Origin of the sequence: Roseimaritima multifibrata, assembly GCF_007741495.1 — a bacterium.
GTDB classification, from domain to species: domain Bacteria; phylum Planctomycetota; class Planctomycetia; order Pirellulales; family Pirellulaceae; genus Roseimaritima; species Roseimaritima multifibrata.
The window spans coordinates 2,320,894-2,335,099 of sequence record NZ_CP036262.1 but is presented as its reverse complement, the minus strand read 5'-3'; the positions used below and the strand labels follow the sequence as shown (position 1 = coordinate 2,335,099).

General features: G+C 53.8%; 10 protein-coding genes. 1 reads left to right on the top strand and 9 read right to left on the bottom strand.

The window, feature by feature from the left end; all coding sequences use genetic code 11:
• Positions 1–283: 283 nt before the first annotated feature.
• On the bottom strand, positions 284–1,339 hold the full coding sequence (locus FF011L_RS08475) for a DUF1559 family PulG-like putative transporter (protein WP_145351198.1): 1,056 nt from the start codon (positions 1,337–1,339) through the stop codon (positions 284–286).
• 255 nt (positions 1,340–1,594) lie between these two features.
• On the opposite strand from FF011L_RS08475, the gene FF011L_RS08470 reads away from it, so the two are divergent.
• Entirely contained in the window at positions 1,595–2,719 is a 1,125-nt protein-coding gene (locus tag FF011L_RS08470; RefSeq protein WP_145351197.1) for a cysteine desulfurase family protein, read from the top strand.
• A gap of 133 nt (positions 2,720–2,852) precedes the next feature.
• On the opposite strand, the gene FF011L_RS27320 is transcribed toward FF011L_RS08470, so the two are convergent.
• The 8 genes from FF011L_RS27320 to sufB form a co-directional block, all read right to left on the bottom strand.
• Positions 2,853–4,853, bottom strand: coding sequence for a DUF4340 domain-containing protein (locus tag FF011L_RS27320; RefSeq protein WP_218933086.1), 2,001 nt, complete (start codon positions 4,851–4,853; stop codon positions 2,853–2,855).
• 88 nt (positions 4,854–4,941) lie between these two features.
• The gene (locus tag FF011L_RS08460; protein WP_145351195.1) at positions 4,942–7,863 is read right to left on the bottom strand and encodes a Gldg family protein; all 2,922 of its coding nucleotides are present in this window, start codon (positions 7,861–7,863) and stop codon (positions 4,942–4,944) included.
• Positions 7,864–7,915: 52 nt separating this feature from the next.
• On the bottom strand, positions 7,916–8,671 hold the full coding sequence (locus FF011L_RS08455) for an ABC transporter ATP-binding protein (RefSeq protein WP_145351194.1): 756 nt from the start codon (positions 8,669–8,671) through the stop codon (positions 7,916–7,918).
• A 293-nt stretch (positions 8,672–8,964) separates the two neighbouring features.
• Positions 8,965–10,053: a hydantoinase/oxoprolinase family protein gene (locus FF011L_RS08450; RefSeq protein WP_145351193.1), complete on the bottom strand. Its 1,089-nt coding sequence runs from the start codon at positions 10,051–10,053 to the stop codon at positions 8,965–8,967.
• Complete coding sequence (locus tag FF011L_RS08445) at positions 10,047–11,081, bottom strand: ATP-grasp domain-containing protein (protein ID WP_145351192.1); 1,035 nt, start codon at positions 11,079–11,081, stop codon at positions 10,047–10,049. The genes FF011L_RS08450 and FF011L_RS08445 overlap by 7 nt, the downstream gene beginning before the upstream one ends.
• 11 nt (positions 11,082–11,092) lie before the next feature.
• Positions 11,093–11,413, bottom strand: coding sequence for a metal-sulfur cluster assembly factor (locus tag FF011L_RS08440; protein WP_145351191.1), 321 nt, complete (start codon positions 11,411–11,413; stop codon positions 11,093–11,095).
• A 9-nt stretch (positions 11,414–11,422) separates the two neighbouring features.
• The gene (gene sufD, locus FF011L_RS08435; RefSeq protein ID WP_145351190.1) at positions 11,423–12,739 is read right to left on the bottom strand and encodes a Fe-S cluster assembly protein SufD; all 1,317 of its coding nucleotides are present in this window, start codon (positions 12,737–12,739) and stop codon (positions 11,423–11,425) included.
• A gap of 1 nt (position 12,740) precedes the next feature.
• Entirely contained in the window at positions 12,741–14,147 is a 1,407-nt protein-coding gene (gene sufB, locus FF011L_RS08430; RefSeq protein WP_145351189.1) for a Fe-S cluster assembly protein SufB, read from the bottom strand.
• Between the last annotated feature and the right edge of the window lie 59 nt (positions 14,148–14,206).

Genomic DNA, 14,206 nt, shown 5'->3' with positions numbered 1-14,206 from the left:
CAGGTGGGAACCGCGAAAAGGAAAACCCAGCGGGCGACAGAACCATCCCTGTCTGTCGCCCGCTGGGCTTTCATTCGCACGCACGATTGGTTTCCGATGGTTCACACCACCGGAAAGTACCTGCCGCCTTCTGGGCTAAAAGCACGGCACTCAGACTCGGATGGGCAGGGTGAAATCGTCACCTACAAGTTTCACGTTCCGAGCGAAAGACGACACTAGAGGACAAAGCCTATTAGCGGGACCGACGTGTGCGGTTCCGCTAATTGGTTCTCTTCACCGTTTCTTACAGCGCGTCCGATGGCAAGATGAACTCGTTAAACGGCACGTTGCTCGATTTACCTTTTGGAGTCAGGATCGCTTGATAGACTCGATAATCGATATCTTGCGAAATCGATCGAGTCGACCCATCCAAAAAGCCGCCAAAGACAATATCGCCATGTGCCGAAGAAGGACGAGCCAAGATTGGTGCGTTCGCAGCCGTCATGGTGACGTTTTCAAAGTCTCCGCCATTGATCATATATTCTGGAGCAGGAACCACCGGAGCACCACCGGCAGTTTGCGGATCATAGTAATGCCAAACCATTCCTTGGACGAAACGTGAGGCCGCAGGGTAGCCTGGAGTGGTCAAACCAGCGGTGTCAAAACCAACGTGATGCCAAGGTCGAGCCTGCACATTTTCAGAAATGGCTAGAGTGTTCGATAGCCCATCGGAGACGTCATCCATACGGACCGTTGGTCCAACGACATCCCCGTCATATCCGTTGTTGAAAAGCGTGTTTGCTTTGGACTGGCTAGCAGCGAAGGTCACCGATCCACCGGAGGGTGGGTACATTCCGGTGTTCCCGATGTACGAGTTCTGCCCGGCTTGGCCGATCATCAACGTGTTGCTTGGACAAGCGAACAGAGGCAGCACCATCGCGGCGTTGCGGCTGTATCCATCCGGTGCGGTTTCGACAGAACCGGCAGAAAGAACAGGATAACGGTCTTCATTCCAGATGTCGTAGACAGGTTGGTTGTCTACATACGGCAGGATCGCAACTTGCCACCCGCCCAATTTCACATGGGTAGTCGCAATGCTGTTGCCCGGGTCAGCGGGGTCCCCGGTACCAGCGGTCCAGGTTCCAAAACTTTTCAGATACTTAGGTAGTTGGTCTTTACTGGTCGCGAATCCGATGACTCCCTGCGTCATCCCGCGAATATTATTTTGGCACTCGGTTTGACGTGCTAGTTCGCGAACATGTCCGATGGCGGGCAAAGCAAGCCCCATCAGGATGCCAATAATCGCGATGACAACCAACAGTTCAACCAGCGTAAAACCGGCCTGTAGACGCTTGCGCATGGTTCCGCTCCCGGAAAAAGAATAAAAGACAAGGTAGCGACAATTGCCGCTCGGGCTGCTCTAGTCTCCCATAGTCGCGCTGCAAAGTCCATAGAATGGGCCTAAGTTGGTGCCGATCAGCCCATAAATTAACAAAAACGAACGTTTTATTAGGCCGCTCCTACCCAACAACTAGGCCCTGATTAGCCTGGAAAACCAGACTCACAGCCAGATTACGCCCTCCGTAGCGTCCCATCACCACCATGAGCGACAACCGTGCCGCCGATTTATCTCGACTACAACACCACGACTCCGCTGGCCCCTTCGGTCCTCGAAGCCATGCACCCATTTTGGTGTGAGCATTTTTTATTGCCCAGCCAAGAACACCAGCAAGGTCGCGCCATCGGAGAGGGGATCGAACGGGCGCGCGAACAGGTGGCCGAACTGGTCGGCTGCGATTCGTTTGAAATCGTGTTCACCGACGGTGGAACCGAAGCAAACAACCTGGCGATTCTAGGCATGGGCGATGCGAAGGCGCCGGGACATATCCTGGTCAGCATCCTGGAACATGAATCCGTTCTATTGGCTGCCGAGTCGCTTATGGAATCCGGGTGGAAAGTCGATCAAATCCCTTGCGATCCCAACGGAGTTATTTCAGTCGACGCGGTCGAATCGCGACTGCAGCCCGACACCGAATTGGTTTGCGTCCAGGCCGCGAACCCGATCCTAGGAACCCTCCAACCGATCCGTGACATCGCGGAAGTTTGCCATAAACACGACGTTCGCCTGCACTGCGACGCGACTCAGATGTTCGGGAAAATGCCGGTCGATGTCAGTTCGCTTGGGGCCGACACCATGTCGGTTAGCGGGCACAAGTTTTATGGGCCCAAAGGGACAGGAGCCCTCTTCGTCCGCCGCGGCCTATCGCTCAAACCATTTCGATTTGGCGAGCCCAGGGAAATGGGATTGCGACCAGGAGCGGAAAACATCCCGGGCATCATCGGCCTTGGAGCGGCTTCACTATTGGCAAGCCGATGCGCAGACCAAGCGGCCGACCGGCTAGAAGAACTGAGTCAGCGTTTCTTATCGCGTCTGCGTGAAACGGTCGATCCCGAACTGCAAATCGTCTGCGAAGATTCCGCACGGCTTCCCAACACTCTGACGCTATTGCTACCGACGGATGCTAGACGTGTTCAGAAAATGGCAGACCGCCTGATCATGGCTGCCGCTCGATCAGCAAGCCCGCCGGATCAGATGACCCGCAGCCTCAGAGCGATTGGACTGAAGCCAAACGAAATTTCACGAGCCCTACGCATCAGCTTGGGCTGGAACACAAGCCAAGACCAAGTCGACCGCTCGGTAGAATTACTTGCCGAGACCTGGGAAATTAGCACGCTCTAGAACGTGCGTGTTCCGAAGGGCGTAGGGTCACGCGGCGAAAATGCTTCCATCCCCTGCCGACGTTAAGAACAGATACAACCGGGAAACGCCACCAATCAATGACGTTTCCCATGCGACAAGCAGCGATCACAAATCAGTTGACGCCTGGAAATTGGAATTGCGGCAAATTTGCAGCAGGATCGTTCGCAGGAGCCCCATTGGGATCGGTCTTGGGTTCGATCAGAACGTCTAATCCAAGCTGAAGCTTGCTGAAGGTCGATTCAGAGATTTCATAATACCAATCCGCGAATCGAGCATTCAATTCCGTGCTCCGCTTCCGAGCCGCTTCCAGTTTTTCATTGCGTTCATCCATCAACCGCTGATTGAGCTTTGTGATCTGCTCCTGAGCCGCTTCAAGACGTTCTTGTTTTTCCTGCGCGGTCTCTTCGACCTTTTCCGGAGCGTCCGCTGCTTTCTTGTCAGCATCCGCAGCTGGAGCGTCCGCTTCTTCTTCTTTGGCTGAATCGGCTACAGGTTCATCAGCGGCCTTATCGTCGGCCTGCATACCTTGTCCCGTTGCCGAGCCATCTCCACTTCCTTCCTGAGTCGTCTCTCCACTCTCAGCAGGCTTTTCATCAGCAGGCTTTTCGTCAGCAGGCTTTTCGTCAGCAGGCTTTTCGTCAGTAGATTTTTCGTCAGCAGATTTTTCGTCAGCAGATTTTTCGTCAGCTGGTTTTTCGTCAGCTGGCTTTTCGTCAGCTGGTTTCTCATCGGCCGGTTTTTCGTCGGCTGGCTTTTCGTCTTTCATTTCAGGCTCTTCAGCCGGTTTTTCTTCGGCAGGAGCCTTTGGTTCTTCTTTCATATCGCCAGCTTCAGCAGGATCGTCTTTCTTCGGTTCTTCTGCGGGTCCATCCAGTTCTTCAATCGTTTGTGGAATGGACTGCAATGGCGGAACAGGGATCATCGATTCGTCGACATCGGTTGTCACCAACAGATAGCGATTCGACCCCATCATGCCTGGTTCATTTCCTGCAGCTTCAGCTGGCTGTGCAGGATCTTGCTCGTTTTCAGACAGTCCAGCGACGTTTCCGAATCGCAAGATATATCGCACTCCATCCTTCATGCTTACGGTCATTTCACCGTTAGCGGCAATCACTTCGGTTTCCTTGCCATCCTGCTGAAGCAATGGAATGAATCCACGAGCGAGAAGCGACGCGACCGTTTCCTGATCATCGGCGGCGATCTTGGACGCCTTCAAATTTGCACTGACTCCTTCGGGCTTGCGTCCAACATCCGCAATTTTCAGTTCGTCCAGTGCCTGCTTCAATTCGTTCAGTTTGGTGACATTCAGCTGTTCATTTTCCTTCAAAGGCCGGGGAACGCTTGTCCCACCTTTGAAGACATCCAAACGATCAAGCTTCCAGTCGCTGCCATCGACACTCAGTTCAGCCAGGAAATCACGATTCATCCGGACAGAACCTTGCAGCATATCCAACGCTGCGGAGTAATTATCCAGCGTGACTTCGGCAACATCAAACGCCGCCAACTGCAACAAGTCCGCATCGATCCAGTCGGTAAACTTCGTTGCCAAGGCTTCATCGTTCAGTTCAACCGCATAGACAATATCTTGTCCGGGGCGGCGAACGTATCGTTGCCCTGGTTGATTCTCCACTTCGTTGCCGACGATCAGGGAGACGAGCGTGGTCCCCTTATCATCTTTCATGGTGACCAACCGTCCCACGCCAACGGTCCCGACTTCAACATCGCTGGAGGATGGGTCAATGACTCCAAATCCAGCATGTTCTTCGCGGTTCGTCGTACTGACATCAAGGATTTTTTTATCCAGAAAGACCGTCGCGGCCTTCTGCATTTGCTGTTCCGCATCGGCAGCGTAACTGCCATGCGTCGGGATCCGCCAAACACCGTCGGCCCCTTTAGCAACTTCAAAATCACTTAGTGAACTCTGATCCGCGTCGAAAGTAACGATCTTTAGACTGGCGGCTGCCAGCGGATCGGTGAACTTTTCAAACAGGGGCTTACCTACCTGCGCACTTTCTTCACTTTCGATGGTGGTTGGCCATGCGACAAAAGTTGCGACGGCAGCGACCACAATGGCGACAGCCCAGAAGATGCCCGTTTTTGCCTCTTCGTTCACGTTATGAATCTCCTCAGAGATTAATGATGTAGTAGTGGTTATTTTCAATGAAATCAAGAATCAACGTTTGGCTGACAGCAACCAAACATTACCGCAGTCGGCTCTTCGCTACGTTTTCCCGTTCACGCAACCGACGTGAGGAGAAGACAATGATCCCCACGATCAGCGGAGGCAGACAGGGAAGGGTGACTGCAGTCGCTTTGACGATGTTTTGAATATTCTCAACACGGGTGTCAGCCCGGCGGCGAATCTGTTTTCGGGTTTTTGCCATTTCGCGTTCCTGCGTACGCTGAGCGACCTGCTTGCGTCGCTCTTCAATGGCTTCCCAGTTGCGAAACTCTTGGAGGATCTTTTGAGCCTTCGCCTGGTTTTTTCCGTCCCGCTGAAGCTTATTGATTTCGTCCTGATATTGCTTCGCTTTGGTGATTCGAGTCTCCTCGGCCACCCGCTCGATTTCATCGTATTCACTTTGGAACGCCTCCACTTCGGCTCGTTCATCTTTAGCCGCTTCCATTTTCACTTCTTCGACCATGGCCAAAGAGCTGACGAAAGGTTTGTGGCTACGAACTTCAATGAAATCCATTTCGCCCGCCAGCCAATCGACCACGTTCAACAAGAACGAAACGTTCTCCATTTGAAAACGAACGTCGTCCGATTGATTTGGATCGGCACGAAGCATCAAGAAATCGGGGATCATCAAGTCGGTGTCGGTGACGTAAACCACTTTGATATTCTCATTGTCTTTTGCCTCTCCGCCCTCTTCCGACTTACTCGCTTCCTCTTCGGTTTCTTCGGCGGCCCCCTCTTCGCTGGCTCCGCTTGCACTTCCTTCGACAGCGACGGCAACGATCGAACGCTCCCCGCCAATGCCTTGACGTTTTATCAGTTCATCAGGCTGGGCCATCGTTTCCTGAACATCGCTTAACCCAATCGTGCCCGCCAGGCTTCCGGTTTTCAGCAGCGGAGTGTGCTTCAGCGTCGCATTCTCTTTTGGCGAAACCGATCCCGCAAACATGATCAAGATTTCATGGAGATTGCGAGTGATGGGGCTATCATGGCTAAGCGAATCTTCGCTACCGGGAGCCTGATCATCGATAAAGACAAACAGATCGTTCATCGGCATCGGCATATTTGGATAGGGATTGTATCGCTGCCAAACCAAATCGGGGTTCATCATTGGAGGCGTGCCAGGAGCACTCATCCCCGGACGCGTAGGAACATCTAATTCCAGCAAATCCCACAACTGGCGAATCTCACCTTTAGGAACGGGACCGCCGCCCCCCATGAACCCGCCGGGGCTTTGCTTAGGTTGCCCCGTCGCGGTGATGTAACTTCGAGCGGCTGGGAACGGATCTTCAAAGACCGCCGTCGGGATACCAACCTTGATCGCTTCAAGAAGACGATTGAATTGGTCTGGCGAAAGCGAGGAAGGCTGGACGGCAAGCAACACATCGTATTGCCCTTTTTCCAGTGGAGCATCCAACGATACCTGTTCCACGTCGTACTGCTTGGCAAGTTCATCGACAAGCGGATGCTGAGGAACCTGTTGCATTCCCATGCCCGCCATCACGCTTCCGCCCATCAGGCGAGCATCGGTCGACACGATCCCCAGTTTCTTCTTTTCGGCTCGAGAAACCGTTTCGATCGAACGAACCAACTCGTATTCAACCGGGATACCATATTCCATGATCGGAATGGTCACCTTGTTCAAGCCACTTCGCAGCGCGGCACCGAGGATCAGCTGCTTCTGCTGAACGGCTCCTTTTTCTCGCACCGTTCGCTGTACAGGAACGATGCCGAAACGATCATCAGCCAGCTGAGCTTCATCGCTGAACAATTCGATATTGTCGTGCAGGTTGACAACAATTTCGCGTCCCGCCTTGGAAGCTTCACTGCGAAACTCTTTCAGCAGGTTGACCAGTTGGTATCGCGTGCGGGCGTACTGTTCAGGAACTTCGTCGCTGATGAACGCATCGATCACTACCGGGCGATCGGGATCAAGATTGCGAATCATCTTTTTGGTAGCGGCCGACAGCGAACTGACCTTTCCTTCGGTCGCGTCCACTCGAACCACATCCCAACTGCGGAACACCAGCACGGCTCCGCCGGTGACGACCACCAAGGCCAGCACACGAGCGATGTAGTGCCATGCCATCGTGTTGCCGTCTTTGCCTCCGGTCCAGTGACGACGTCCGATCAGAACCATGCAGACATACAGGGCGACACTCGCCACCATCAGGAAATAAATCACTGACGAAGTACTGATCACTCCACGTCCAAAGTCATCAAACGCGGCCGAAATTCCCGAAGCCTCCAACAATCCGGCAAGACGGCCGGGAGGAAGCAAAGAACCGGACAGCGATGCAAAGGCAAGTGGAGCATTAAAGAGTGCCCCCAGGATGAAACCGACCGTTAGGTTTCCAGTCAGGAAAGATGCGATCATACCGATCGCCAACATCACCAAACCGACAAACCAATATCCAAGATAAGTCGTAAAGATCAGCCCGGTGTCGACTTGCCCCTGAGTCAAAATCGCCAAAGTCAAGAAGGTCGCAAGCTGCGAAAACAACAGGGATGCGGTGAAAATGGCGGCGGCCGACATGTACTTGCCGATCACGATATCGAAATCGTCCGCGGGCAAGGTCAGCAGCAATTCATCGGTCCCCTGACGTTTTTCCTCCGCCCAAATACTCATCGTAATGGCAGGGATAAAAACCAACATGATCAACGGGAACCAACCATTCAGTTGATCCAGCGTCGCCAGGTTTTGATTGAAAAATTCATAGGGCCAAAATGCGGCTAACGATGTCAAGAAGACAAAGATGCAAAGGAAGACATAGCCGGTCGGATTACTGAAATAGCCGACAAAATTACGCCGCATCACCGCAAAAGCAGCTTGCTTGGATTTCGCCAGGATGGCAACCACCACCGCCAAGAAGGCGACAAACAGCAGGTCGATCAACAACAGGTTGACCAAAACGAGCAGGACGGATCCGAGAGTCGTAGACATGTTTCTATTTTTTGAAGCGAAATTCGAAGTGGGGGTGAACAGTGGCCAAGCGTTAGGATGCGGGAGCCGCGTCCGGATTGGTCAAGTTGTGGAAAGCATCATCGAGGTCGGTTCCGCATTCACGTAAACCTGCGACATCGCCATCAAACACAACGCGGCCCTCGTTGATCATCACAACGCGGTCGGCCATCGCCTCGACCTCTTGCAGAATATGAGTGCTCAGCAGGATCGTCTTGGTTTCACTTAAACGCCGCATCGTTCGCCGCACTTCACGGATCTGATTGGGATCCAAGCCGGCGGTCGGTTCGTCCAGAATCAATACGTCGGGCTCGTGCAGCAGGGCCTGAGCCATACCGACACGCTGCTTAAATCCCTTCGACAGCTTGCTGGTCGCTTTGTACATCACGGTCGAAAGGTCACAGATTTCGACAACCGCTTCGATCCGTTCCTTGCGATACGCTGGGGACAACCCGCGGGCATCGGCAAAAAAGCTAAGCATGCTATAGGGTGACATCTCAGGGTAGAGCGGCCCATTTTCGGGCAGGTACCCCAGCCGTTTGCTCCCTTCGATACGGTCGCTCAACATGTTGTGCCCCGCGATCCGTGCTTCTCCTTCGCTGGGGGCAATATAGCCCGTCAGCATCTTCATCGTGGTGCTCTTACCAGCCCCGTTGGGACCGAGGAAAGCGACCAATTCGCCTTCACGGACCGTAAATGACACGTTACGGCTGGCGGCGAACGGCCCGTAAAACTTGCTCAGCTGATCGGCCTCGATCATCGGCTTTGCTGGCGTTTTCGTTTCGCTCATGGAGTTTCGTTTGAACTAGCGGGAAGGGGGAGGAAGGATCCGTACGGTAGAGGACCAATATATCGGCACCTCCAGATCGCTCAACATGGCTGCGATCATAGACTGGTTGCTACGGACCGGCTGACCAAACGGTTCAGCAGAAAAACGAAGGGGACCACGACCAGATCCAATCCGAAGGCCCTCACGCCCCCATTCCGCTTGCTTACCGAAGCAATGCCTCCCACAAGGCTGCCTGACCGAAAGCCACTTCGCCGCCATCACTGCCGAACACCTTGCAGGCGCAGCGGCTGCTTTTACTTTTGGTTTCCAGCCAGACAAGCGACCGCATAGGCAGGTGCGACCCGGCTTAACGCGGCCCCCCAGTCGTCCCTCAGATCGCGAAAGGGGATCGCGTCCCAACGGTCATCCGAACAGGATCCTAGAAGGGGCTCCGACACCAGTTGCTGACCATGCCCGCTATAGATCCTTGCGGTGTGCGGCGGCGATTGTTCGATCGCCGCATCCAGTCGCTTCCGCACCTGCTGAAACACGTAACGGCTGCACTCGGCCGCTTCTTCAAGGCTGAAGAAACGGCGATCCAGCCCGACCATTTTCGCCATCCGTCCCCGCGCATGTTCCTTCGTTCGCCCCCTACCGTCCGCGGTGTCACAGTCTTCTGGCGATTCATCGACCCAGTCCAACAGAATGGCACAATCATCGGTACTGGCGAAGAATTCATTCATTACCGCGACTCGCTTTCCGCGAACCGGAAAATGATCCACAAGGGAACAGACTGGAGTGCGTCCAATCCCCAAATAGACAAGCTCCGCTGCCAACAAACGGTCAAAATCGCTTTGAGATCGCGTACCAACCTCGCCGGGAAGCAAGGGAATGAGATCGCACGTTGTCGAACCTACGTCGACCAGCAAAGTCGACTCGGTGACGGACTGGGCAAGAAACAACGCCAACGCGTGCCAATTCGAAGCCGCAAATCGATCGGGGGTCGAAACGACCTGATCCAGACCGGCAAACTTTCCGTCCACCCCGTAAAACAAAACCTTTCTGGCAACCGCGGCGGCGACACGCCCAGCAGACGGTTCCTGGACGCCCAGCCCATTCGCAGCCTGCATGGTCGCACTTGCGATCGACTGGACACCGATGGCAGCGTCCAGGTAGCAATCAGCCAGCTCGCCGGTCATGGTCACCGCAAGCGTGGAATCCACTGGAAACGGAGCCAACAATTGAGCGATCGCGTCGGCCAATTCGGACGGTTTTTTCCACAGTGGGAAAGCCTGTTCGTTGGCGTTTCCCGCGGTATCGGCCAGCTTCAGATTGGCTCCGCCGATATCGATCCCAATGCAGTATCCCGGATCATCAAAAGCTAAATTGTCCAGGACTAACAAACCTCAAGCGACTCAGACCCATGCCAAACCTGCCCGTCCGGAGTCCAGCGGACCTCGCCGGCAGAAACTTTGCAGCGTATCGGTCCAGTGCCCTGGCCTAAAATCCACTCCGCAAGATTCCCTTCGACCATATGACGGAGCCCGACATACGAGGTCGTCAGCCGCGGATTGATTTCCACCACACAGTCATCGCGAGCGTCTTCGCCTAGGATCAAATCGATTCCGATAAAGCCTTTGGCCATTGGGGGCATCGCTTCGATCGCTCGGGTCGCGAGCGCGGTCGCCCTGCGTTGCAGGTCTTGATCAAGAGGCCCACTTCCACCCAAATACTCACCGGTATGCGGATCAATAACCTGGGAAACGGCTGGCAATAGGTGCATTTGAGTGCCGCTGACAATCAAACTAATCGAAGCGGGCAGACCACTAATATAGGGCTGCAAGACACTGTCGGCCTGCAATTGAGCCTTAGCAGCCTCCAGATCATCGGTAATCACAAACCGTTCGGAACCGACGCCATCGCGCGGTTTCATAATCCACTGATTGGCCAGGTTGGGATCGATCGAATCGATCGTGGCGATGGAAAAAGTGGGCGGATGCGGGACCAACTGCGACGCAAATGCTCGAGCCGTTTCCCACTTATCGCTAGCGATTCGGAGAAAATCTCCGCTCGACATGACCGGATCGACCGCTCCGGCACGCATCATCGCAACCGCCTGAGCCAGCGCACCGCTGTGTTCTGGCGCGACGATGATCGCGGCATCACAGTCTTGTGCAGCGGCAATCCACTGCGACCACAACGGCAAAGAAGCATCGATTGGAAACGCCCGGACGCCTGGAGGCAATTCAACGTCCACACGCAAATCGAGCGGAACAATCACCTCTCCCAACGCACTTAGGTCCGCCGAGAGAGCTTTTAGCATCGCCGTTCCTTCGTCCCGCAGTGGTTTAGGAATCGCGGCAACATTTCGTTGCCGGAAACCTCCACCGCAGACAAATTCAGCAGCAAAAATTTTGGTCGAGGCCATCATGCCGCGCCGTTTTAAAAGATGTTTAATTGATCGCGAGCGTCATCGGTCATCCGGTCCTGGGTCCAAGGTGGATCCATGACGACCTTGATTTCCACTTCGTTGACGCCCTCAACCTCTGCCACGGCCCCTTTGGCGCCCGCAACTAGCTGCGGCCCCGCCGGACACATTGGACTGGTCATGGTCATTTCCACCAAAACATCATGTTGCCCATCTTCGTTGGGCTCCTGAATGTCTACGGTGTAGATCAGACCGAGGTCAACGATATTGACGAACAGCTCAGGGTCGATGACCTGCTTGAGCGATTCTCGGATGGTATCTTCTGAAAGCGACATCAATATTTCCTATTCGTATTCACGAACCTGCCGTGCAATGGAGCGACCAAGTGCTTCCCGCACACTATCGATCGTAATGCGATCGAAGATTTGCTGGAAGAACCCTGTGACAATCATGCGCACCGCTTCTTTGCGAGTAAACCCGCGACAGAGGGCGTAAAAAATCTGTTCCTCATCAACCTTAGCAGTCGTACTGCCGTGGGTACAGCGAACGTCATCGGCTTCAATTTCCAATCCAGGGATCGAATCCGCTCGAGAGGTGTTTGAAAGCACGAGGTTGTCGTTGCGTTGATAACCATCGGTCTTCTGTGCAATCTTATCAACTTTGATCATTCCCCGCCAAACGGTGCGGCTATGATCCTGCTGAGCCGATTTGTACAGAAAATCACTGTGACAGCTAGGCGCTTTGTGATGTTGTTGGGTGTGGAACGCCATGTGCTGCCGGCCATGAGTGAACATAACACCATTCACTTGGCTGGTGGCACCCGCTCCGACCAATTCGACCGTCTGGTTGACTTTGGCGAACCCTGCCCCCATTGCGGCCAGCGTCCACTGAAGGGAGGCATCCCGTCCAACGCGAGCGTTTTTATGGTCGAAATGGAACGTTTTTGTTCCCCATTCCTGCAGGTCAACGTATCGCAGGTGCGAATTCGCTTCTTGGATAATTTCCAGCGCTCCGACATGCAAACCACCCGAAGTCTCGGTGACTCCGTTCGATTCGTGCAACACGGTTGCTTCGGCACCTTCGTCCAGGACCAACAAAGTGTGTGCGACGTGCGTTCCACCATCGGTCAACAATGAACCGATATGGAGCGGTTGTTCAATCACCACACCTTTTGGCACGTAAAGAAAATGTCCGCCGCAGAAAAAGGCAGCGTGGAGGGCTGCGAAGCGGTCATAATCAGGATCGAACGCGCTGAACAAATACTTGCGTACGAGTTCGGGTTGCTCTTTTGCCAAGCGTTCCAAACTGCCAAAGATCACGCCCTTGGACGCAAGCTCTGCAGAGAGCGCGTCTTCCTGCAAGTGACCGTCAACCGTCGAGATCTGTCCCCCCAGGTCAACTCCTTCCATCAACTGATCCTTGCTCTCGTGAGGGCCAGGATCGTTTAATGGAACGTGATATTTCTTCAACTGGAACAGACGCAGGTCCGATCGGATCCACTCTTCACTTCGGCGTGCAGGCCATTCCATTGCCGCAAAATGATCCCAGCCTTGCTGGCGCATTTCACTCAACCAAGCGGGTTCATCCCGAGTCGCTAAAAAGGCTTTAAAACCTTCGGCATCAAACTGGGTCGTCATCGTTTCTGTGGTCGATTCACTCATGTTAGCCGACGCTCCCTTCCATTTGCAATTGAATCAAGCGGTTCATTTCGACGGCATATTCCATTGGCAGTTCTTTGACCAAAGGCTCGATAAATCCATTAACGATCATCGTGCTCGCTTCGGTTTCACTTAGCCCACGGCTGAGCAAGTAGAACATCTGCTCTTCACCGATTCTGGAAACAGACGCTTCGTGTCCAATCTGAACATCCTGTTCCATGACCTCGATGTAAGGATACGTATCGCTACGGCTTTCGGGGTCTAGAATCAATGCGTCACAGACAACACTGTTCTTGCTGTGGTGGGCACCTGGGTCAACGCGAACCAGTCCGCGATAACTGCTGCGGCCACCGTTCTTGCTGATACTCTTACTGATGATCTGCCCCGTGGTGTGCGGAGCGGAATGAACCAGTTTGGCTCCAGCATCTTGATGCTGCCCTGCACTGGAGAACGCGATCGAAAGGATCTCGCCACGAGCGCCTGGTTCCATCATGTGAACCGCTGGGTACTTCATGGTCAACTTGCTACCAAGGTTTCCGTCGACCCATTCCATGGTCGCATCCCCGTAGGCATGTGCCCGCTTGGTGACCAAGTTGTAAATATTGTTTGCCCAGTTCTGAATCGTGGTGTAGCGGCAACGAGCGTTCCGTTTCACAACCACTTCCACAACCGCACTGTGCAGGCTTTCCGTCGTGTACATCGGAGCGGTACAGCCTTCGACGTAGTGCACGCTGGCACCTTCGTCGACGATGATCAACGTCCGTTCAAACTGGCCCATGCTTTCCGCATTGATCCGGAAATAAGCCTGTAAGGGGAATTCGATGTGAACTCCCGGTGGGACATAAATAAACGACCCACCCGACCAAACGGCACTATTCAGGGCCGAGAACTTGTTATCGCCCGTCGGGATGATCGTCCCAAAATACTCGCGAAGCAAATCGGGATGTTCGCGAAGGGCACTGTCGGTATCGGTGAACAGAACACCTTGCTTGGCAAGATCTTCCTGCAACGAACCGTAAACGACCTCGCTCTCGAACTGAGCTTTCACACCGGCCAAGAACTTCTTCTCGGCTTCGGGAATTCCCAGACGATCAAAGGTTTCTTTGATTTCATCAGGAACATCGTCCCACGTACGTCCCTGCTCACTTGTGGGACGCAAGTAGTAGAAGATGTCCTGGAAATCCAGATCGATTGCACCACCCCACTTGGGCATTGGACGGCGGTTGAATTCCTCCAGTGCATCCAACCGGAACTTACGCATCCAGTCGGGTTCGTTCTTGATATCCGAGATCTGATTGATGACATCTTTGTTCAAACCCTTCTTGGCTTTGAACACACCGGTCGTTTCCGTCCGGAAATTGTACTTATTGATATCGCCAATCTGATCTTTTTCGCTGACGTCAGTAGCCATAGTCGAAAGATTCCTATTAGGGGCGGTCTTGAGTGGTTAAATGGATAATTTGCAGGCAA

Excerpts from the sequence above, each read along its gene's own strand:
- FF011L_RS08475 (WP_145351198.1), bottom strand. The coding sequence starts at position 1,339 with ATGCGCAAGCGTCTACAGGCCGGTTTTACGCTGGTTGAACTGTTGGTT.
- FF011L_RS08460 (WP_145351195.1), bottom strand. The coding sequence starts at position 7,863 with ATGTCTACGACTCTCGGATCCGTCCTGCTCGTTTTGGTCAACCTGTTG.
- FF011L_RS08455 (WP_145351194.1), bottom strand. The coding sequence starts at position 8,671 with ATGAGCGAAACGAAAACGCCAGCAAAGCCGATGATCGAGGCCGATCAG.
- FF011L_RS08445 (WP_145351192.1), bottom strand. The coding sequence starts at position 11,081 with ATGATGGCCTCGACCAAAATTTTTGCTGCTGAATTTGTCTGCGGTGGA.
- FF011L_RS08440 (WP_145351191.1), bottom strand. The coding sequence starts at position 11,413 with ATGTCGCTTTCAGAAGATACCATCCGAGAATCGCTCAAGCAGGTCATC.
- sufD (WP_145351190.1), bottom strand. The coding sequence starts at position 12,739 with ATGAGTGAATCGACCACAGAAACGATGACGACCCAGTTTGATGCCGAA.
- sufB (WP_145351189.1), bottom strand. The coding sequence starts at position 14,147 with ATGGCTACTGACGTCAGCGAAAAAGATCAGATTGGCGATATCAATAAG.